This is a genomic window from Halomonas sp. GFAJ-1 (genome assembly GCA_002966495.1).
Lineage (GTDB): Bacteria > Pseudomonadota > Gammaproteobacteria > Pseudomonadales > Halomonadaceae > Vreelandella.
Window position 1 is genome coordinate 976,998 of the sequence record CP016490.1, and the last position, 20,891, is coordinate 997,888.

Here is a 20,891-nt window from a genome sequence, read left to right on the forward strand (position 1 = left end):
CGTGCTTATGGGGATGACGTCCGGCCTAGAATCAGCGATGATTCTGGGCCGTTTTATTAATGCAGGACAACAACAATGCGCGCAAATGCCCAGGAGCCCCGCTTATTGCGCTGGCTCGACTGCTTGACCGAAGGGGTGGGCCGGGCCATTGCCTGGCTAGTAATCTTCATGATGGCGATTCAATTCGCTGTTGTAGTGATGCGCTATTTCATCGGTATCAACAGTATCGTGATGCAAGAGTCGGTGATGTACATGCATGCCGCTGTTTTCATGCTGGGTGCGGCTTGGACGCTTAAGCGCGATGGCCATGTACGGGTCGATATTTTTTACCGCCGCTTATCGGCGAAAGGGCGCGCCTGGATAGACTTGCTTGGAACGCTGTTTCTTCTCATCCCTGTCGCGCTATTTATCGCTATTAGCAGCTTTCGCTATGTGCAGAGCAGTTGGGCGGTGATGGAGCGCTCCCCCGATGGCGGCATCCCAGGCGTGTTTCTGCTCAAAACGCTGATTTTAGTTATGGTGGGGCTGCTGCTGCTGCAGGCGGTTGCGCAGCTAATGCGCCAGACATTGATTATTCGCGGCAAGCTATCCAACGCCTCCCACGAGCATGAGGAGATTCTCTAGTGCTGGCTACTTTACTAGAATTTATGCCGCTGGTGCTGTTCGCTACGGTGTGTGCAGTGCTCATGCTTGGTTATCCGGTTGCCCTAGCGTTGGCAGGTACCGCGCTGGCGTTTGCGGGCTTTGGCTTAATGCTCCAGTCCATGGGCGTGGCTGTGCCCTTTGAAGCCCGCATGATGAACGCCATGCCTAACCGGCTTTACGGCATTATGACCAACCAAACGCTGCTGGCGGTGCCGCTGTTTGTGTTGATGGGGGTGCTTTTAGAGAAGTCCCGAGTGGCGGAAACGCTGCTCGATGCGATGGCCATGGCGTTTGGCGCCCTGCGTGGCGGGCTGGGCATAGCGGTCGTAATTGTCGGCATGCTGCTGGCGGCCTCCACCGGCATTGTGGGTGCAACCGTGGTGACGATGGGGCTGCTATCGCTGCCCACGATGTTGAAGCGTGGTTATTCCCCCGCATTGGCGACGGGCACAATCTGTGCAACGGGAACGCTTGGGCAGATAATTCCGCCCTCTATTGCCCTCGTTCTTTTGGGGGATGTGCTGTCGAATGCTTACCAGCAGGCCCAGCTGTCCATGGGAGTGTGGAGCCCTAAAACACTCTCTATTGGTGATCTTTTTATTGGGGCTCTGGTGCCCGGCCTGCTGCTGGTGGTTGCGTATATTGTTTATCTGTTAATCACCGCTTGGTTAAAACCCTCAACGGCTCCCGCAGCTGATCGTGCAGCTCTAAAAGCGGAGCTGGGCCATACAGGCAGTATTTGGCCGTTGCTATTAAAAGGTTTACTGCCCCCCGTACTGCTGATCGTCGCTGTTTTAGGCTCCATTTTAGGTGGGTTTGCTACACCCACCGAAGCGTCAGCCGTGGGTGCATTTGGTGCGCTGTTTTTGGCTGCCGCTAACCGCCGTTTGAATATCACTATGCTGAGAGAGGTGCTGCACTCGACGGCACAGGTCACCAGCATGGTGTTTTTGATTCTGATTGGCGCAGCGCTGTTCTCGCTGGTATTTCGCGCCTATGGCGGTGAAGAGCTTGTCACCGAGCTGTTTGAAGCCATGCCTGGTGGGGTCGTTGGCGCCACGTTAGTTGTGATGCTCGTCATTTTCTTGTTGGGCTTTATTCTCGACTTTATTGAAATCACGTTTGTAGTGGTGCCTATTGTGGGGCCGGTACTGCTAGCCATGGGCGTCGACCCTATTTGGCTAGGCATTATGATTGCGGTTAACTTACAAACCTCTTTTTTAACCCCGCCGTTTGGCTTTGCGCTGTTCTATTTGCGCGGTGTTACGCCGCAGAGCGTACCCACCTCGGCAATTTATAAAGGGGTGATACCGTTTATCCTGTTGCAGTTAAGTATGCTGTTGGCGCTAGCCTTTTTCCCAGGGCTTGCCACCTGGCTACCATCGATCATGTAAGAGGGGTATATGACTCATATAGCCAATGTATTGACCATCGCAGGCTCCGACCCTTCCGGTGGCGCAGGTATCCAGGCAGACCTTAAAACGTTTTCTGCGTTGGGTGTATACGGTACCACCGTGATAACGGCGCTAACGGTACAAAACACCGGCGGCGTGGCCGCTGTTTACCCTGTCTCGCCACAGGCCATTCATGAACAGCTTGAACACCTGCTGGACGATGTCCATGTGGATGCGGTCAAAATTGGCATGGTTGCTAGCCGTGAGGTGGCCGAAGTCATTGCTGACGTGCTGAGCACACGCCGCCCCCGCTGGATTGTGCTGGATCCGGTGATGGTGGCAAAAAGTGGTGATATCTTGGTCGATGATGCTGGTATCCGTGCGGTACGCGATATTTTGGTGCCGTTAGCCGACGTGATAACCCCCAACATACCCGAGGCCGCGGTGCTGTTGGGCACTGCGTCGCCCACCACTTTAGATGAGATGGAAGCTATGCTGCCAGGTCTCAGCCAGCTAGGCACACCCTATGTGGTGTTAAAAGGTGGGCATTTGCGGGGCGAAACCTGCCCCGACCTATTAGCCTCACCCGGCGGTCATTCATGGCTACCGGCCTCGCGTATTGCTACCAAAAACCTGCACGGAACCGGCTGCGCGCTCTCCTCAGCGATTGCCGCGTGCTTGGCCAAGCTGCCCCAAGACGCCGCCGCTGAGGCGCCGATAGAGGCCATTAGTGAGGCAAAACAGTGGCTACACACCGCGTTAGAAGCGAGTGAGCGGTTAAGCGTTGGTAAAGGGCGTGGCCCGGTGCACCATTTTCATGCCTGGTGGTGACTGAGTGACGATGGACATATTGTCCTGGCGCAGATAAACGAACAGAACAGCCAAGGTTAGGGCAGCGCCTGCTTGCGGTATGCGCATTCGGGCACCATGCTGAAGAGTGCCTGCTTGTCTTACGACTGCGCCGACTGCTCGGCCAAGGAGTTGTGCTGTGTCTCAGACCCTGCTGTTTGCCACTGACCTTTCCCAAGATAACCGCGCTGCGTTTGCCCGAGCGCTGCGCCTCGCTTACGCTCAGGGTGCCCAGCTCGATATTTTGCACGTACTCGATCCCTACTTGCCTCATCGGGTTCTGCATGAGGTGGAGCGTGCGGTCAGTGAAGACATTAGCGCCACGCTGACGGATCTTCGCGAGGACTATGCGTTAGAAGCCCCCGCACTAATGATTCAGACGCTAGCAGGCTCTCCCCATGTGGAGATCGTCCGCGAAGCCCATGAGCGGCATGCTTCGCTGATCATTATGGGGATGCACCGTAAGCGCGGTCAGAAAGACCTGCTCATGGGTACCACCGTGATGCGGGTGCTGCGCAGCGCGCCTTGCCCGGTGGTAGTAGCGTCGTATCTACCTACCCAGCCCTGGCAACATATCTTGGTGCCCATTGATTTTTCGCTGGCGGATCGTCAAACCTTAAAAGAGGCGTTAATTCGCTTTCCTGAAGCAAAGCTGACGTTACTCCATGCCTGGAGCCTGCCCGGCGAGCGTGAGCTTGGCTCGCAAGCTTACTACGCCCAGTGGCGCGACCACGAGGTATCGCGGTTACGCGAAGCACTGGATAACGAAGTCGAGAGCCTGCTGCGTGAGCTTGATGGTGTGCCTGATATAGAGCTTGTGCTGGAACAGGGCCAGCCCTGCAACGTATTGCACGATTACATAAAGCGCCACACCCCTGACCTAGTGATGATCGGAAGTCGTGGCCAGCCCCATCACACCAGCCAGTTAACCGAGATGCTGCTTAACGAACCCCACTGCGATTTAATGCTGTGCCGTGCGTGGTGAAAGTGATACGGAACCTTTATGAGTTGAGTTTGTATGTATAGCTGAGGTGTAGGGCCAAAAAGGCCGCCCCTTATGCCACTCAATTCGGAGGTTTTGACCGTGCCCCTTATTACTCTTAATCGCAGCATCGCAAGCGTCATACTGATGGCCGGTATGGCGCTTTTTGCGTCAGCGGCCTTAGCCGATAGCGTTACCGAGCGTGGTGAACGCTTTGACCGTGTTGTTGAGGAGAACGGCCAGCGCTATCGGCTGCTTGGCAGCGGAGTGTTTCGCTATATGATCTGGACCGCTTACGCAGGGGCTTACTATCAGCTTGAAGGTGAAGACCAGCCGCAGCCGTTAAGCAACGTGCCGCGCCGCCTGGAGCTTGCTTACTTTCACGCCATTGATGCCAGCGACTTCGCAAAAGCGACCGAAGAGTCGCTAAAAGCGTCGCTAACGCTTTATGAATTCAACCAGATTCAGGAGCCCCTTGAGCGGTTTAACCAGCGTTATCGCGACGTTGTGCCCGGCGACCGCTACCTGTTGAGCTGGGACGGCGAGCAACTGCGTCTTGGGCTTAATGGTGAAATGCTCTTTGAAGACGATAGCGCCGAGTTTGCCAGCGCCATGTTTAGTATCTGGTTGGGCGAACGTCCGCTTGGTGAAGGCTTTCGTGATGCATTGTTGGGCCAGAACTAAATGCGCGGTGAGTTTTGGTTGAATCGGGTGGCGGCGCTTACACTGTCCTCACTGTAGAGAACCATGCAAGGGGAAAGCGTGAAAGCACTGATTCAACGGGTAAAAAGTGCCAGCGTCACGGTAAATGGCGACGTAGTCGGTGATATTAACCACGGGCTGTTGGCGTTGGTAGGGGTGGAGAAGCGCGATAGCGAGACAGAGGCCGATAAGCTACTTCACAAGTTGCTGCACTACCGCGTATTTAGCGATGCTGACGGCAAGATGAACCACAACCTGCAGCAGGCTGACGGGGGGCTTTTGCTGGTTTCCCAATTTACCCTTGTCGCTGATACCCGCAAGGGGCTGCGGCCCAGCTTCTCTAGCGCAGCTCCCCCGGGGGAAGGGGAGCAACTGTTTAATTACTTAGTTAGCCAAGCCCGCGCTGCTTGGCCCAAGGTTGAAACCGGCCAATTCGGCGCTGATATGCAGGTAGCACTGGTGAACGACGGGCCGGTTACGTTTCTGCTGGAAAGCTAGGGGCTGTCCGCCCACCAAGTTAGGTATCTTCGCTTGCCAGTAGCTCGGCTTCCATGGCTTCAAGCGCTTCTTCGGCGGCGAGCCAGGTTTGTTCGGCGCCGTCTAAACGCGCCTTAATGTCTGCTTGCTGGGCAAGCGCTTGGGTTAATTCAGCCTTTCGAGCGCTATCGGTGTAGAGCGCGGGGTCGGCGAGCACGGATTCGACCTCTTCCAGCGCCTGCTGAGTTTTTTCCATGGCTTTTTCAGCGTGATCGCGCTGTTTTTTCAGCGGCCGCAGCTTCTCGCGCAGTTCCGCCGCCGCCTTGCGGGTAGCTTTGCGGTCGCTGCTGGGCTGCTGGCTTTGGCGCTCGCTCTTTTCGCTACGCGCATCGCGGCGGCCCTCTTCCAGGCGTGCCTTCAGCCATATCCGGTAGTCGTCCAGATCCCCGTCGAAGGGTTCCACACGGTGATCGGCCACCCGCCAGAACTCATCCACCGTCGCGCGCAGCAGGTGGCGGTCGTGGGAGACCAGAATCACCGTACCCTCGAAACTTGCCAGTGCCTCGGTAAGCGCTTCGCGCATTTCCAAGTCCAAGTGGTTAGTTGGTTCATCGAGCAGCAGTAGGTTGGGTTTTTGCCAGGCAACCAGCGCCAGTGCCAAACGCGCTTTTTCACCACCGGAGTAAGTAGCCACTTCGCCAAAGGCGTCATCGCCCTTAAAGCCAAAGCCGCCGAGGAAATTGCGAATGTCTTGGTCGCTCGCTGTGGGTGAGAGACGCTGCACATGCACAAAGGGCGTTGTGGTCACGTCGAGGCTTTCCAGCTGGTGCTGGGCAAAATAGCCAATGGCTAAATGCTCCCCAGGCACTCGCTTACCCTCGAGCAGCGCAAGCTCACCGGTCAGTGATTTGATCAACGTCGACTTACCCGCTCCGTTGGGGCCTAACAAGCCGATACGGCTGCCGGGCAGCAGGGTAATGTTGACCTTCTCTAGCTGCGCGACATCGCCCGCGTCGCCGCGATAGCCCAGGGTGGCTTGGTCAAGTACGAGGAGAGGGTGGGATGTTTTGTCGGCGGCAGGCAGGGTGAAGTGAAAAGGCGAATCCGTGTGGGCGACGGCAATGTCTCCCATGCGCTCCAGCATTTTCACGCGGCTTTGTGCCTGCTTCGCTTTGGTTGCCTGGGCGCGGAAGCGTGCAATAAAGCGCTCAATTTCTTCGCGCCGGGCCTGCTGCTTGGCGGCTTCTGCTTGTTGCAACGCAAGCTTTTCAGCCCGCGTGCGTTCAAAGCGGGAGTAGTTGCCGCGGTAAAGCTCAAGCGTTTGGTGATGCATGTGGACGATGTGATCGCACACAGCATCCAAGAAGTCACGGTCGTGAGAAATCAGCAGCAGCGTGCCTGGGTAGCGAGTCAGCCACTGTTCTAGCCAAAGCAGGGCGTCAAGATCCAGATGGTTGGTCGGCTCATCAAGCAGTAATAGATCGGAAGGCATAAACAGCGTGCGCGCTAGGTTCACCCGCATACGCCAGCCACCGGAAAAGTCCGACAGGGGGCGCTTAAGATCGGCTTGTACAAACCCAAGCCCCACCAGCAGCTGAGCCGCCCGTGATTCGGCCGTGTAGCCATCCAGCGTTTCGATCAGCCCATGTAATTCGGCTTCCCGGTGCGCATCGTCTGCTTCGCGAGCGGCCAGCAGGTCTGCCTGCGCGCGACGCAGCGCGTGATCGCCATCCAGTACATACTCCACAATGGGGCGGTTTAGGGCGTCTACTTCCTGGGCCATGTGGGCAATTCGCTGACCACCGCTCATCTCAACGTCGCCCTGGTCGGGCCCAAGCTCGCCTAGCAGGAGTTTAAACAGGCTCGACTTACCGGCGCCATTTGCCCCGATAATGCCCGCCTTTATGCCGCTGTGGAGCATAAGGTCAGCGTTATCGAGTAACGTTTGTGTGCCCCGTTGCAGGGCGACTTGGCGCAGTGCGATCATGCATTCTCCCGATAAAAGTGGGTAAATCAATGCTCGATTCTAACCGATTACAGCGCTTACAGCAGGCTCCGCTGTGGGATTTCGCACTGGCACTTTATGCCCAGCCCGGGGTTGAGCAGGCTTGCCTCGTATTACAGGACAAAGCAGGCGGTGATGTGTGCGAATTGCTGTTCCATAGCTGGCTTTATCAGTATGGTTTGCAAGCTGCTCCTATGGCGTTAAATACCATCCGTCAAGAGCGTTTAGGCTGGCAGCAGCGGGTCACCGAGGCGCTAAGATCGCTGCGTCGTGAGCTTAAGCCGCAAGCGGAAGGAAGTGACTCCATTACTACGCTGCGCAAAACCATTCAGCAGGCTGAGCTTCAAGCCGAGCGTGAAAACCTTCAACGCTGGCAGGCGTGGGCCTGGCACGCCACGGCGAGTAATCAACGATTAACAAATAATCAAATCAGCCCGCCAGAAGTCGCAAGATGGCTGCATGATACGCTGTTTTTTCTGGAATTTGATCAGCAAAGACAAAACGGGAGCCACACTCGTAGAGACCTGTTGTCGGCGTTGGAGGTAGTGGCTTGCCAGCTTGACCGCTTGGGTTCATCACGCTAGCCTGAAATTAAGCTATTTTTGAATAACGCGGCATACGCTGAATAAATCATCTGCTAAATCACAGCAATAACTAACTAATCAGCAGGGGTGATATGCGTTGGCTTTAGAGTCGTTGTGAGCTAGCAAAATAGGAAACTGCGTTATTCAAAAAATAAGATTTTGGCGCACTTGTATAGCGCGCTGACCACTGAAAGGGGAACTCTGCATGAAGGCAAAAAAAACTTTTTCGACTCGTTCAGTAACGACAAAGTTATTGACCACGGCTAGCGTTGGCGCCCTGCTGTTTGGCCTAAGCGCTGCTGCCCAGGCGGATAACTGGCGTTACGCCCACGAAGAATACGAAGGCGATGTACAAGACGTTTTCGCAATGGCGTTTAAAGAGTACGTCGAAGAGAACTCTGATCACACCGTTCAAGTCTATCGCTTTGGTGAGCTTGGCGAGTCTGACGATATTATGGAACAGACCCAGGCGGGGATTCTCCAGTTTGTTAACCAATCACCGGGCTTCACCGGGGCGCTGATTCCTGAAGCGCAAATTTTCTTTGTGCCTTATCTGCTGCCCACCGATGAAGAAACGGTTATTGAGTTCTTCAACACCAGTACCGCTATTCATGAAACCTTCCCAGAGCTTTACGCCGAACAGGGCCTTGAGCTGCTGAAGATGTATCCGGAAGGCGAAATGGTAGTAACGCTTGATGAGCCGTTTACTACGCCGGAAGAGCTGCGCGGTAAAAATATTCGTACGATGACCAACCCACTTCTGGCAGAAACGTATCGTGCTTTTGGTGCCAGCCCCACGCCGCTACCTTGGGGTGAAGTATACGGCGGCTTGCAAACCAACATTTTGCAAGGCCAGGAAAACCCGATTTTCTGGATCGAGTCTGGTGGTCTTTACGAAGTGTCGCCTAACTTAGTCTTTACTGGCCACGGCTGGTTCACCACCGCGATGATGGCCAACCAGGATTTCTATGAAGGGCTGTCTGAAGATGACCAGCAGCTAGTGCGTGATGCGACGGAAGCCGCTTACGAGCACATCATTGAGCACATCTCAGGCTTAGCAGATGAGTCACTGGAGAAAATCCAGGCCGCGTCTGATGAGGTTACGGTTACCCGTCTTGATGAAGAGCAGATTCAAGCCTTCCGTGAGCGTGCACCGCAGGTTGAAGAGCGTTTTGTTGAGCTGACCGGTGAACGTGGTGCTGCGCTGCTTGAACAGTTCAAGCAAGACCTGGAAGCAGTACAAAGCAACTAATCAGCCTTTGGATGGTTAGCGCAACGTGTGTAGGGGCGGCCATAGGCTGCCCCTTTTGCATTAAAGGCTTGTGCGGCTAATCAGCGTTGAATGTTGGGTAGCGGTTAATCGTTACAGTGTAGAGGGACGTGTATTAGCCCCATGTGCTTAGCGTCTCTGCATCACTCGGCACTAGATAACACCGCTGGCTAAATAACAGGACGCAGTGACTAGCGTCAGGGGAACCAAGAGGAGCAAATGCGATGGATATGAGCGAAGATGATATTGCAGAAAAAAAGTATCGCTCCATGTTGCCTGGCCCGCTTGGCGTATTGGATACCTGGATCAGTAAAGGTGAGGCCGTCATTTTAGGTGCCGGTGTCATCTTAATGGCGGTGAATACGGTGGCCAACGTGGTAGGGCGGTTTGTTTTTGGAGAGAGCCTGCACTTTTCTGAAGAAGTAAACCGCATGCTAATCGTGCTGGTAACCTTTGCGGGTATTGGTTATGCCGCACGTCATGGCCGTCATATTCGGATGTCGGCCATTTATGATGCGCTGCCTACCGGCGGGCGTCGCTGGCTGATGATTTTTATCAGCTTGTTTACTGCGCTGGTGATGTTTGTGTTGTGCTACTACGCCGTTGGCTACATCACGACGGTTATGGGACGTGGTCGCAGCCTTCCCTCTACTGGCATTCCTGCATGGTGGATGTACGTATGGGTCCCCGTTGGGTTTGCAGTAACGGGGATTCAGTACCTCATGACGGCCTATACCAACGTGATTTCGAAAGATGTTTATCTCTCGACCCACGTAGTGGATGGCTATAAAGATACCGAAACGGAAGTTTAGGCCGCGAGGAGCGACACATGACTGCAACGATAATTACCATCATGATCGTGCTGCTGCTGCTTGGCTTCCCGATGATGATTCCACTGATGACCGCGGCGTTTGTGGGCTTCTTTATGAGCTTCGGCGGTTTAGGGCAAATGGAAACCCTGATCCAACAGATGATGCGCGGGATAAGTCCTACCGCGCTCATTGCGGTGCCGATGTTTATTTTGGCTGCCGATATTATGACACGAGGCCAATCGGCTAACCGCTTGATCGATATGGTGATGTCCTTTGTGGGGCATATCAAAGGCGGACTAGCGGTGAGTACGGCGACTTCCTGTACGCTGTTTGGTGCGGTGTCTGGCTCAACTCAGGCAACCGTTGTTGCGGTAGGTTCGCCGCTGCGTCCGCGGATGCTCAAGGCGGGTTATAAAGACCCTTTTACGCTTGCCCTGATTATTAACTCCAGCGACATTGCCTTTTTGATACCGCCAAGTATTGGCATGATTATTTACGGAGTTATTTCGCAAACCTCCATTGCTGAACTGTTTATTGCCGGTATTGGGCCTGGCCTGCTGATTCTGGCTATGTTTTCAACCTACTGTATTATCTACGCCATTGTGAATAAGGTGCCTACTGAGCCAAAAGCGTCGTGGAAAGAGCGCGGGGTTGCGGTGCAAAAGGCATTATGGCCGCTGGGTTTCCCGGTTTTAATTGTTGGCGGTATCTATGGCGGCGTGTTTAGCCCTACCGAAGCTGCTGCTGCCTGTGTTCTCTACGCGGTGCTGCTTGAGTTTGTGATTTTCCGTTCCTTGAAGCTGCCCGATATGTTCACCATTGCAAAGTCCACCGGTTTGATTACCGCGGTGGTCTTTATTTTGGTAGCAGCAGGTAATGGTTTCTCATGGGTTATTTCCTTTGCCCAGATTCCTCAGGCAATACTGGGCACCTTTGGTATTAACGAGGCAGGGCCAGTTGGCGTATTAATCGCTATTTCTATTGCGTTTTTTGTCGCCTGTATGTTCGTTGATCCCATTGTGGTGATTTTGGTACTAACGCCGATTTTTGCCCCCGCTATAGCGGCTTCTGGTCTAGATCCCGTGCTCGTGGGTGTGTTGATCACGCTACAAGTCGCCATAGGCTCGGCTACGCCACCCTTTGGGTGCGACATATTTACGGCGATTGCGATCTTTAAGCGGCCTTACTTGGAAGTGATAAAAGGAACGCCACCGTTCATCTTTATGCTGGTTTCCGCAGCGGCGCTTATTATTGCTTATCCGCAAATTGCACTGTTCCTGCGCGACCTTGCCTTCCGCTAAACCATCACAAGGATAACGCACATGTTTAACCGCATTTTAGTGCCGGTGGATGGCTCAAAAGGGGCGATTAAGGCACTTGAAAAAGCTATCGGACTGCATATGCTGACCGGCGCTGAGCTTTACCTGCTGTGTGTATTTAAACACCACAGTCTGCTGGAAGCGTCGCTTTCTATGGTGCGGCCTAACAAGCTCGACATCCCCGATGATGCGCTTAAGGAGTACGCGACTGAAATCGCCGTACACGCTAAGTCTTACGCGATTGAACTAGGCACCGACAGCACTAGGGTCAGGGCCTTTGTTAAGGGCGGGCGCCCGTCGCGCACGATTGTGCGTTTTGCCCGTAAGCGAGAGTGCGATCTTATTGTGATTGGCGCTCAGGGTACCAATGGCGAGAAGAACCTCCTGCTGGGCAGCGTCTCTCAGCGTGTGGCGGGTGCAGCGCACTGTCCTACATTGGTGGTGTGATGCATTAAACCTCTACTCACTTATGTGGTCTGAGCATCACCCGCCGTTTCAGGTAATGCAGCCTGGGGCGGCGGGTGTTAGTCTTTAAGGCACTCAATTTTTGGCGTACCGCGCCCCTGAATAAGGTTTTTTTCATGAAAGTACTGCTCTCTTCAACCGCATTAACGGGTTTGTTACTGGTGGCACCTTTCGCCGCGGCGTCACCTGAAACGGACGAACAGCGTCTTGCTTACAGCTTAGGGGTCACCTTAGGCGAAAGCATGCAAGCCGATATCGAAGATCTTGACCTCGATGCCTTCACTGACGGCATGCGTGATGTATTTGAGGGCAATGACTTAGCGCTGAATGAAGAAGAGATGATGGAAGCGCTGGTGGCATTCCAGGCGCAGTCGATGCAGGCTCGTGAACAGGAAGCCGCTGAAATCGCCCAGCTGAATCTGGAAGAGGGTGAAGCTTTCCTGGCTGAAAACGCCGAGCGTGATGAGGTGGAAGTAACGGACTCAGGCTTGCAGTACGAAGTGCTGGAGTCGGGTGACGGCGCAACGCCGGGCGCTGAAGACACTGTTGAAGTGAATTACGAAGGTATGCTGCTGGATGGCACCGTATTTGATAGCTCTTTTGAGCGTGGTCAATCGGTGAGCTTCCAGGTCAACCAAGTTATCGAAGGGTGGCAGGAAGCGCTCCAACTGATGAGCGTTGGCGATAGCTGGATGCTGTATATTCCTGCCGAACTTGCTTACGGTGAAGGCGGCCAAGGCCCTATCGGTCCGAACGAAATGCTGACGTTCCGCGTTGAACTACTAGGCGTCGAGTAAGCCATGCGCTCAGCCCCGTCTGCTTCTGTGCGTTGCCTGATGGGCGCGCTTATTATGCTGGGCAGCAGCGCTGCCTACGCTGAGACTCCTGCCCCTCTGCCCGAATTAAGTGCTGATAGTGACCAGGCCAGCGTGCTGGGTGTATCGTCCGGGGGCTATATGGCAACGCAACTGGCGGTGGCATGGCCCGAGCGTTTTAGCGGTGTTGGGGTGCTGGCCGCTGGGCCATGGAGCTGTGCCCAAGGGGCATTAAGCCTTGCGCTTAACCAGTGCATGACAACCCGTCGTGGCCTACCTTCCCTGGATGACTTGGATGCACGACGGGAGCGTTACGCCGCGCAAGAGCTGGTGGGCAGCCAGGAGGCACTCAGCCAGCTGCGCGCCTATATCTGGCATGGCGCCGAGGACAGTGTGGTCACGCCTGAACTTGGAAGCCTGCTAGCTGAACAGTGGGAAGCTTGGCTTGCCTCACCGGAAGAGCAGCTTCGCTGGGTTAAAAGCGAGCATACCGGTCATGGGTGGCCGGTGCGGTTGCCCCAAGAAGCAGCCATCGACCCTCAGGCGTTGGGTGGCTGTCGTCAGGGTGGTGGAAGCCATGTACTGGCCTGCAATGAAGACGTCGCCAGCGAGATGTTGTCGTGGCTCTATCCCGAGCGCCCTTCTTCACCAAGTAGCGGTGAACTCGTGGCGTTTGACCAGTCGGAATTTGCGGTAAAAGGGCTGGCGGATACAGGCTATGTGTTTATACCCGAGGCGTGCGAGGCGGGCGGCTGCCCGGTGTCCGTTGCACTGCATGGTTGCCAAATGAGCGTTGATGCTATTGGCGATACGTTTATCCGTCACAGCGGCTTAAACCGCTGGGCAGAAGAGAACGGGCAGGTGGTGTTATACCCCCAGGCGAAAAGCAGCATGGCAAACCCCCAAGGGTGCTGGGACTGGTGGGGCTTTGCCGAAAGTACTTGGCAGATAAATCCGCTTCACGACACCCGCGATGGCACACAAGTTAGGGCATTAATGGCCATGCTGGACAGGCTAGAAGGTGAGGTGACGGAGGAGAGCGCGTCAGCTCACCAGGAGTGACGCGGCATCATCGCTCATCCATCCAGTTCGTTTTCCAATGCTGATATTAAGGCGTGGGGCGTGGGCGAGTAGAGTACTCGCTGCAAAATCTCGCCCTCACGGTTTACCAGGAAGAGCGATGCGCTGTGATCAATGGTGTATGACATCGCTGAATCAGGTGCTTCTACCCGGCGCCAGATGACCCCGTAGCGCGCCGCTACATCTTCAAGCTGTGTGGCACTTCCCACTAAGCCAATAAATTCGTCTCCGAAAAACTGCATGTACTCTTCCATTCGCGAAAGCGTATCACGCTCTGGATCGACGGTAATTAATAGGGGCAGTACGCGCTCGCGCTGTGTTTCGTCTAACTGGGCAAGCGCCTGGCGTTTAACGGCTTGATTGATGGGGCATACGTCGGGGCAGTAGGTATAGCCAAACGAGACAATAGCAATATCCCCTTCATCAAGCTGCGCCAAAGAGAAATCGCCGTGGGTCGAAGGCATTTCGATGGCCCCGCCTGCTGGCTCACCACTATCGTTATTCAGGGTTGTTTGGTAGAGACCGATAAGGCTGATTATCACCAGGGCGACTAACAGCCCTAAGCCTAGCCAAAGAGATTTACGTTTTGTTCTAGCTGCCATGCTTATTAACTCCGAATCACGTCAAAGTCGAACCAACTGCCCAATTTGCCTTCTGGGGTATCCAGTATGACACGTGCACGCCAGGGCATTACGGCTTGCGTACAAATACCTACCTGACCTTGGCCATAAAAATGATCAGCGGCGGTCGCGGTTAAGCCAAAGCGGTGTAGGCCCATATCCATATCTCGGCCGATAAAATCAACGCTAACATGTTGGGCGTCAATACCTTCTACGTGTACTTCCAGCGGCACAATCTCCAACGCTTCAATACGCCCATCGGTATCAACCGTTAGCGTGATTCGCCCTTTGTCGCCGAGCATGGCAGTGCAGGGGTGGGTGTGTAAATCACAGCCTGCGTTGGGTGCAAACCAGGTGACATCGCTATCGTCCCGCAGCGAGTTGGCAAACACGTACCATGTGCAGGCGGCAAGGGCTAAGCCGGTCACAAGAATAAGCACTTTAAGTGCGGGAAAACCCGTAAAGTAGACAGGTTTAGACAATTTCTTCATGGCAGAATAGTCGCTACGCAGGCCGTGAGGCGGAGATGGGCTCATGGTAACAGCAATCGCGCAGATGTCCGCTGTGCTGGGATGTCGCACTTACTAAGGAACGACCATGGGGAGTATCACTGGTGCGTTAGGGCCGCTGTTTTTATTGATTTTGTTAGGGGCTGCGATTGGTTATGGGCGCTGGCCCAACGCTACCTTTTGGCCACAAATGGAGCGCTTAATCTATTTTGTGCTGTTCCCAGCCATGCTGGTAAGCACACTTGCCACCGCGGATGTAAGCCAAGTACCCGTGGGGCGGCTAGCGCTGGTGCTATTAGGTGCCATGGGGCTGTTTGGCCTTGGTTTGTGGCACTTTCGCGCTTGGTTGGGGTTATCGCCTGCGGCGTTTACGTCAGTGTTTCAGGGGGCGGTGCGTTTCAATACCTACGTGGGCGTGGCCGGTGCCGCGGCGCTACATGGCAGCCTTGGCGCCACGACGGCAGCGGTGGCGGTAGCCATCATGGTGCCGGTGGTTAACGTAATGTGTGTTGCAAGTTTTGTCGCCGCAGGCACCTTGGGGCGCGCAAGTATGGGTCAAAGCGCCATAGCGCTGGCGAAAAACCCACTAATACTGGCCTGCCTAGCGGGTATCGCATTAAACCTGACGGGGATAGGCTTGCCCGGTTGGAGTCAAGACACCGTGGAGCTGCTAGGGCGTGCGGCGTTGCCGTTAGGGCTAGTGGCTGTTGGCGTAGCACTGCGTCCGTCGGCGCTGCTGAGGTTTGACCGAGGCGTCATGGCCACCAACAGTGTCAAGCTGCTGTTAATGCCAGCGTTTGTTCTATTGCTGTCCTGGTCGCTGGGGCTGGATGCGGTAAGCCGCGATGTAGCACTTTTATTTGCCGCACTGCCGACGGCGACGTCAGCTTACATCCTGGCTCGTCAGCTGGGTGGCGACGCGGAGATGATGGCGGCGATTATTACCGGGCAAACGCTGTTGGCAATGCTGACGTTGCCCTTTTGGCTGAAATTGGTGGTCTAGCTAAAAATAAATACAAACTATTCGCATTTGTGTTGACAGATTAAATGAGAATGATTATATTGTGTTTGTCGGCGTTTGATGAGACGCCACGAACCTCGACAGATACTTGGTAAGCAGTATCAACTCATTTTCTGTCATGGTTTCTCCCTCTCATTGCTAGTCACGGTCTTTTGCCGCTCCCCTTGGAGCGGCTTCTTTTTTCTGGCTACTCTTTTTCTAGTTACCCTCCTCTTTGTGGATCACCGTTACGCTTATTTGTCACTTTTGGGCAGATAATGTCTCACGTCATGCTTAGCGTTAATCAGTTGCTGAGCGCCAATAACGAGTAAGGAGAAACCGCCATGCGCATCGCCGTCTTTAGCGCTAAACCCTACGATCAAACCTTTTTAACCCGGGCGAATGCCGCTAACCGCCATGAGCTGAGCTTTTTTGATGCGCGGCTGACCCATGACACCGCACCGTTAGCGAAGGGGTTTGACGGAGTATGCGTCTTTGTTAACGACCACGTGGATAGTGCTGTACTTGAGCAGCTTCACGCGGGTGGCACGCGCTTAGTGGCGCTGCGTTCGGCGGGCTTTAACCATGTGGATTTAGCGGCTGCCGAACGGCTTGGGATTACCGTGGCGCGGGTGCCCGCTTATTCGCCCCACGCGGTGGCCGAACACGCTGTGGCGTTGGTGTTGAGCCTGAACCGTATGACCTTTCGTGCCTATAACCGCGTACGGGAAGGTAATTTTGCGCTGGACGGCCTGCTGGGGTTTGACCTACATGGCAAAACCGTGGGCGTGATTGGTACCGGCCATATTGGGCTGATTTTTGCTGACATCATGCACGGTTTTGGTTGCCGTATTTTGGCTTATGACCCGCAACCTAACCCACAGGCCAAGGCGTTTGTAGAGTATGTGCCGCTGGAGTCACTTTACGCCCAGGCGGATATTATCTCGCTGCACTGCCCGTTAACCCCGGATACCGATCACTTGATTGATGCCGATGCTATTGCGTTAATGAAGCGGGGGGTAATGCTGATCAACACGGGGCGTGGCCGCGTGGTGGACACCTCGGCGGTGATTGCTGGTTTGAAAAGCGGCCATATCGGCCGCCTGGGTCTGGATGTCTACGAAGAGGAGGAGCAGCTGTTTTTCGAAGATTTATCCCATGGGATCATCGAGGATGACCAGTTTATGCGCTTAACCACTTTCCACAATGTACTGATTACCGGCCATCAGGCGTTTTTCACTGACGAAGCGCTCACCAATATTGCTGAAACGACCCTGGCCAATGTAGATGCCTTTGAATGTGGCAGCGGCACGTTGCACCGGGTCGTTTACAGCAAGCGCGTTTGAGAGATAGTTAAGCCGCTTTACCCGACGGCTGCGTCGCTTTTTAGTCTTCTCGGCGGTAGATCAAATCCCATACGCCGTGGCCGAGTTTTTCGCCGCGGGCTTCAAACTTCGTCAACGGGCGGAACGTCGGGCGCGGGACGTAGGGGGCAGTTTCTGCACTGGCTGTATTCGCGTAGCCGGGGGCGGCTTCCATGACCTCGGCCATCCACTCGGCGTAGGCTTCCCAGTCGGTGGCCATATGGAAAGTGCCGCCTGGCTTGAGACGCGTACGAATGAGCTCCACGAAAGCAGGCTGCACAATGCGACGTTTGTGATGCTTCTTTTTGGGCCACGGGTCAGGAAAGAACAGCTGCAGCGTAGTCAGCGAGCCCTCTGGCAAGCACTGTTCAAGCACGGCGAGGGCATCTTCACGGTAAACGCGCAGATTAGATAGGCCGCGTTTATCCACCTCATCAAGCAGTTTGCCAACGCCGGGGGCGTGAACCTCAATGCCAATGAAGTCAGTGTCCGGATGGCTTTCGGCCTGCTCAACCAGCGAATTGCCCATACCAAAGCCAATTTCCACCACGCGGGGCGCTTGGCGGCCAAACAGAGCGTCTAAATCCTGGCGGCCATCGGCGATGGTGAGTCCTAAGCGGGGCCATACTTCTTCCAGGCCACGGCTTTGGGCGGGGGTCATACGCCCGGCGCGAATCACATAGCTTTTAATGCCCCGGCGGTGCAGCGGGGCATCAACGCTTTCAGGGCCGGTGGTGCTGCTTTCGGGCGTGGTGTCGTTCGTATCGGTCATGGTGTCTCTATTTCAGCCGTTAATCCGGCCTGCAAAAGGCGAAGAGGGGTCGGCGCTTTGGCGGCGCGGCATGCGGCCTGCCAAAAACGCATCGCGGCCTGCTTCTACGGCAAGTTTCATGGCGTTGGCCATGCGCAGCGGGTCTTGGGCATGGGCAATGGCGGTGTTGAGCAATACGCCATCGCAGCCCAGCTCCATGGCCATGGCGGCATCAGATGCCGTGCCAATGCCAGCATCTACCAGAACCGGCACGCTGCTCTGTTCAACAATCAGGCGCACGTTGTGGGGATTTTGAATGCCGTGACCCGAACCAATCAGCGAACCTAGCGGCATGATGGCGCAACACCCCATGGCTTCTAATTCCCGTGCCACGATAGGGTCGTCGCTGGTGTAGACCATGACATCAAACCCATCGGCCAGCAGCGTTTCGGCAGCTTTTAGGGTTTCGACCACGTTGGGGTAAAGCGTGTGGTCGTCGCCGAGTACTTCCAGCTTGATCAGGTTGTGGCCATCCAGCAGTTCCCGCGCCAGGCGGCAGGTGCGCACCGCATCTTTGGCGTTGTAGCAGCCCGCGGTGTTGGGCAGCAGGGTGTAGCGCTTAGGCGAAATCACATCCAGCAGGTTCGGAGCGTCGGCGTCCTGACCAAGGTTGGTGCGGCGTACAGCGAAGGTGACAATTTCTGCCCCGCTTTGGGCAATGGCAGCACCGGTTTCAGTAAAATCTTTGTACTTTCCGGTGCCCACGAGCAGGCGGGAGCTAAAGTCGCGTCCGGCGATGGTAAACGGTGTATCGGTCAGTTGCGTCATGACGAATCCTTGGAAAAAGCACAAGCGGAAGGCAGCGCTAGCCGCCGCCAATAGCGTGAACGACTTCGACCTGGTCGCCATCCGCTAAGAGGGTGGCGGCCAGCTGGCTTTTGGGCACAATCTGTTCATTGACTTCGACGGCGATACGGCGTCCGCTAAGGCCCAACTGTTCCACTAGGTCTGCGGCGGTTAGGCGAGGAGCAATGGCGTAGGGTTCGCCGTTGAGCGTAAGCTGTATCGACTCATTGAGGGTAGACATAAACGGTGAACGTCCCATTTTTGTGAGGCAAAACGCGCTCTATTGTAGCGGTTTAGCGGCGTGCAAGGTATGCGGTGACGTTAATATCTGAGCGTTTTAATCAGTAAACGGTGGTTATCAAGATTTATCAAGAGGAGTAAAGCGTGCAGCGAGTAGATAGTCTGTGGTGGTGTTTGGTGGCGCTTTCCGGTGCGCTGATGGTGATGTTAGGTGCCTACGCTGCCCATGGGTTGGCGGCGAGCGCTGGTGCGGCGATGGTCGATATTGTGGAAACCGGCGTGCGCTACCAAGCTTGGCATACCTTAGCGATGTTGGCTGTGTTGGTCTGGCGCAGCAGCTGCCCACTGGCAGGGCAGCGGGTTGTGCTAACGCTCTGGGCGCTGGGAATCATCGCTTTTTCAGGCTCGCTCTACCTGATGGCCCTGGCAGGGCTAGGCCTGGGTCTCGTGACCCCGGTTGGTGGGTTGTTGTTAATGTCAGGTTGGCTGGCACTTGGGGCGGTGGCGCTTTTTAGTCGCCCCTAGTCAACCTCCGCCGTCGACTCTGCCAGTTAGCTAACCTGTTGGCGCTTGGGTGATGCGATGAGCACTTGTTGCGCTGCTGGCGCGCTTGAGGATGCGGGCAGTGTAAAGCCGCTCACAGCGAGCATTAGGGTGTCGGCGGTGCCGGATAGCTGCTCAGCCATACTGTGCGAGTTATCCACTGCTTCGCGTGACAGCTCCAAGGCATTGTAAATCTCGTTAACGCTTTGCTCTAGCTCTTCTACGCCTTGATGCTGTTGTTGTAACGCGCTGTCCATATTGGTTAAACGCATAGCCACTTGTTCAAAGCTTTGGATAAGCGACTGAGTGGTTTTGGCGATCGTGGTGGTCTGATCAACGCCTTGAGAGACTTGGTCAGTCGTGACCGCAATGGTTTGACGTATTCGAGAAGCGGTGCTCTGGGTGTTTTTAGACAGCGTGCGAACCTCGTTGGCGACGACAGCAAAGCCTCGCCCGTGCTCGCCGGCCCTGGCCGCCTCAACCGATGCGTTGAGTGCTAACAGATTGGTTTGAAACGTAATGTTGTCAATTTCGCTCAGCATTTCGTGGATGTTACCCGCATGCTGATTAATTAAACGCATCATCTCGCGCATTTCTTCGACCTGCTCACCGTTTTGGCGAGCGACTTGCTCAGCATGATTGGCCAGATCGCGAATGTGCTGGGACTCTTCCGCTGTTTCGCGGGTAGTGGCCGCTAGTTCAGCGGTGCCAGTGGAGATGCGTTCCGTTTGGCTGCTATTACGCGCTGTTTGCGTACGCAACTGCTCCTGGGCCGTAAAAAGGTGTTGGCTGTAATCGGTGACTTGGCTTGCTGCGGTTTGTGTCTTGCGTAAACTTTCAGCAACCTGATCGCGCATATTGATAATAGCGGCTACCCCGGGTAACTGCTGTTCGGTATCGCTAAACACCATATCTAACTTGCCGCCGCCTGCGGCAACGGCAAAGCGGCTGACGTGCAGGCTTTCCTTCACCATTCTCTCCAGCACTTTGGCCAGGTAGCCCAAAATAATCACCTGGGCGACCACGGCGCCGCCATGCATCAGCAAGCAGTATATTAAGTCTATCGGGCCGTGAGTCGTTTCGCCGTGGGCCATACTGTCCATGTCGCCCATGCTGATATACAGCTGCACAACACCTTGATATTGCAGCCATGTGAACAGCGCATGGTGGAGGGCGATGACCAACCCGCCAACGGCGATCACCCGCCAATCGCTGTAGAGAATTAATACCGATAGTAGGATAAAAATACTGAAATGAGCTTCGATCATCCCGCCGCTTTGTTCGATGAGCGTCGCAGCCCAAACCATCATGACCGCGGCTTTAACGAACCCATTGGCAATGTGCCCAGTGAGCTTTTGTTGAAGAAGATAGGTGAGTGGAAGCGTCACCACTCCGACCACGGTAACGAGCATCAGCGTATGAGTGAAAACGCCTACGACCAAGCATAAGAGCGCTATAAAACCTAACGGCCACCACATGAGCCTATCGGTACGCGCAATATGGTGTGAAAAAGAAGCGTTGGTCATTAAGAGTGTTCCTTGCAGCCTGGTAAGGCGTAATCAATCGGTACCACGATTATCGGCTTGGATGTCAATGCCTTTAATGAAAATGTATATAGC

Annotated in this window: 23 protein-coding genes; 16 read left to right on the forward strand and 7 right to left on the reverse strand. The window is 55.0% G+C overall.

Annotated elements, in window-relative coordinates; genetic code table 11:
• Window positions 1-75: 75 nt before the first annotated feature.
• The 6 genes from BB497_04495 to BB497_04520 all read left to right on the forward strand — a co-directional run bounded on the left by BB497_04495 (window position 76) and on the right by BB497_04520 (window position 5,070).
• Window positions 76-624, forward strand: a complete 549-nt coding sequence (locus BB497_04495) for a C4-dicarboxylate ABC transporter permease (GenBank protein ID AVI62013.1) — start codon at window positions 76-78, stop codon at window positions 622-624.
• Window positions 624-2,039 carry a C4-dicarboxylate ABC transporter gene (locus BB497_04500; protein AVI62014.1) on the forward strand — a complete coding sequence of 472 codons (1,416 nt, stop codon included), beginning with the start codon at window positions 624-626 and terminating at the stop codon, window positions 2,037-2,039. Before BB497_04495 ends, BB497_04500 begins: the two co-directional genes overlap by 1 nt.
• A gap of 9 nt (window positions 2,040-2,048) precedes the next feature.
• Entirely contained in the window at window positions 2,049-2,870 is an 822-nt protein-coding gene (locus tag BB497_04505) for a bifunctional hydroxymethylpyrimidine kinase/phosphomethylpyrimidine kinase (GenBank protein AVI62015.1), read from the forward strand.
• Between the two features lie 157 nt (window positions 2,871-3,027).
• Window positions 3,028-3,873 (forward strand): universal stress protein, encoded by an 846-nt coding sequence (locus BB497_04510; GenBank protein AVI62016.1) that lies wholly within the window; start codon window positions 3,028-3,030, stop codon window positions 3,871-3,873.
• Window positions 3,874-3,945: 72 nt separating this feature from the next.
• Window positions 3,946-4,554 carry a hypothetical protein gene (locus BB497_04515; GenBank protein AVI62017.1) on the forward strand — a complete coding sequence of 203 codons (609 nt, stop codon included), beginning with the start codon at window positions 3,946-3,948 and terminating at the stop codon, window positions 4,552-4,554.
• 78 nt (window positions 4,555-4,632) lie between these two features.
• Complete coding sequence (locus tag BB497_04520) at window positions 4,633-5,070, forward strand: D-tyrosyl-tRNA(Tyr) deacylase (GenBank protein ID AVI64257.1); 438 nt, start codon at window positions 4,633-4,635, stop codon at window positions 5,068-5,070.
• A gap of 19 nt (window positions 5,071-5,089) precedes the next feature.
• On the opposite strand, the gene BB497_04525 is transcribed toward BB497_04520, so the two are convergent.
• Entirely contained in the window at window positions 5,090-7,036 is a 1,947-nt protein-coding gene (locus BB497_04525) for an ABC transporter ATP-binding protein (protein ID AVI62018.1), read from the reverse strand.
• Between the two features lie 29 nt (window positions 7,037-7,065).
• Between BB497_04525 and BB497_04530 the strand changes: the two genes are divergently transcribed.
• The 7 genes from BB497_04530 to BB497_04560 all read left to right on the forward strand — a co-directional run bounded on the left by BB497_04530 (window position 7,066) and on the right by BB497_04560 (window position 13,381).
• Window positions 7,066-7,638, forward strand: coding sequence for a TIGR02444 family protein (locus tag BB497_04530; protein ID AVI62019.1), 573 nt, complete (start codon window positions 7,066-7,068; stop codon window positions 7,636-7,638).
• A gap of 205 nt (window positions 7,639-7,843) precedes the next feature.
• Window positions 7,844-8,890: a C4-dicarboxylate ABC transporter gene (locus tag BB497_04535; GenBank protein AVI62020.1), complete on the forward strand. Its 1,047-nt coding sequence runs from the start codon at window positions 7,844-7,846 to the stop codon at window positions 8,888-8,890.
• Window positions 8,891-9,132: 242 nt separating this feature from the next.
• On the forward strand, window positions 9,133-9,720 hold the full coding sequence (locus BB497_04540) for a C4-dicarboxylate ABC transporter permease (GenBank protein AVI62021.1): 588 nt from the start codon (window positions 9,133-9,135) through the stop codon (window positions 9,718-9,720).
• Window positions 9,721-9,737: 17 nt separating this feature from the next.
• Window positions 9,738-11,021 carry a C4-dicarboxylate ABC transporter permease gene (locus BB497_04545; protein AVI62022.1) on the forward strand — a complete coding sequence of 428 codons (1,284 nt, stop codon included), beginning with the start codon at window positions 9,738-9,740 and terminating at the stop codon, window positions 11,019-11,021.
• A gap of 21 nt (window positions 11,022-11,042) precedes the next feature.
• Entirely contained in the window at window positions 11,043-11,486 is a 444-nt protein-coding gene (locus tag BB497_04550; GenBank protein ID AVI62023.1) for a universal stress protein UspA, read from the forward strand.
• A 134-nt stretch (window positions 11,487-11,620) separates the two neighbouring features.
• Window positions 11,621-12,301: a hypothetical protein gene (locus BB497_04555; GenBank protein ID AVI64258.1), complete on the forward strand. Its 681-nt coding sequence runs from the start codon at window positions 11,621-11,623 to the stop codon at window positions 12,299-12,301.
• A 3-nt stretch (window positions 12,302-12,304) separates the two neighbouring features.
• Window positions 12,305-13,381 (forward strand): poly(3-hydroxybutyrate) depolymerase, encoded by a 1,077-nt coding sequence (locus BB497_04560; protein AVI62024.1) that lies wholly within the window; start codon window positions 12,305-12,307, stop codon window positions 13,379-13,381.
• A 14-nt stretch (window positions 13,382-13,395) separates the two neighbouring features.
• On the opposite strand, the gene BB497_04565 is transcribed toward BB497_04560, so the two are convergent.
• Both BB497_04565 and BB497_04570 read right to left on the reverse strand, forming a co-directional pair.
• The gene (locus BB497_04565) at window positions 13,396-14,001 is read right to left on the reverse strand and encodes an effector protein (GenBank protein AVI62025.1); all 606 of its coding nucleotides are present in this window, start codon (window positions 13,999-14,001) and stop codon (window positions 13,396-13,398) included.
• A gap of 5 nt (window positions 14,002-14,006) precedes the next feature.
• Window positions 14,007-14,510, reverse strand: coding sequence for a hypothetical protein (locus BB497_04570; protein AVI64259.1), 504 nt, complete (start codon window positions 14,508-14,510; stop codon window positions 14,007-14,009).
• Between the two features lie 106 nt (window positions 14,511-14,616).
• Here BB497_04570 and BB497_04575 point away from each other — a divergent pair, with 106 nt between their 5' ends.
• Window positions 14,617-15,531, forward strand: coding sequence for a transporter (locus tag BB497_04575; GenBank protein AVI62026.1), 915 nt, complete (start codon window positions 14,617-14,619; stop codon window positions 15,529-15,531).
• 341 nt (window positions 15,532-15,872) lie between these two features.
• On the forward strand, window positions 15,873-16,874 hold the full coding sequence (locus BB497_04580; protein ID AVI62027.1) for a hydroxyacid dehydrogenase: 1,002 nt from the start codon (window positions 15,873-15,875) through the stop codon (window positions 16,872-16,874).
• Between the two features lie 40 nt (window positions 16,875-16,914).
• Here the strand turns inward: BB497_04580 and BB497_04585 are convergent, their stop codons facing one another.
• The 3 genes from BB497_04585 to BB497_04595 are packed head-to-tail and all read right to left on the reverse strand — an operon-like array spanning window position 16,915 to window position 18,730.
• A complete protein-coding gene (locus BB497_04585) occupies window positions 16,915-17,664 on the reverse strand; it encodes a tRNA (guanosine(46)-N7)-methyltransferase TrmB (protein ID AVI62028.1) in 750 nt (249 codons plus the stop codon).
• A 12-nt stretch (window positions 17,665-17,676) separates the two neighbouring features.
• Entirely contained in the window at window positions 17,677-18,471 is a 795-nt protein-coding gene (locus tag BB497_04590) for a thiazole synthase (GenBank protein AVI62029.1), read from the reverse strand.
• A gap of 37 nt (window positions 18,472-18,508) precedes the next feature.
• A complete protein-coding gene (locus BB497_04595; protein ID AVI62030.1) occupies window positions 18,509-18,730 on the reverse strand; it encodes a thiamine biosynthesis protein ThiS in 222 nt (73 codons plus the stop codon).
• Window positions 18,731-18,873: 143 nt separating this feature from the next.
• Here BB497_04595 and BB497_04600 point away from each other — a divergent pair, with 143 nt between their 5' ends.
• The gene (locus BB497_04600) at window positions 18,874-19,254 is read left to right on the forward strand and encodes a hypothetical protein (GenBank protein AVI62031.1); all 381 of its coding nucleotides are present in this window, start codon (window positions 18,874-18,876) and stop codon (window positions 19,252-19,254) included.
• 26 nt (window positions 19,255-19,280) lie between these two features.
• On the opposite strand, the gene BB497_04605 is transcribed toward BB497_04600, so the two are convergent.
• On the reverse strand, window positions 19,281-20,798 hold the full coding sequence (locus tag BB497_04605) for a chemotaxis protein (protein AVI62032.1): 1,518 nt from the start codon (window positions 20,796-20,798) through the stop codon (window positions 19,281-19,283).
• Between the last annotated feature and the right edge of the window lie 93 nt (window positions 20,799-20,891).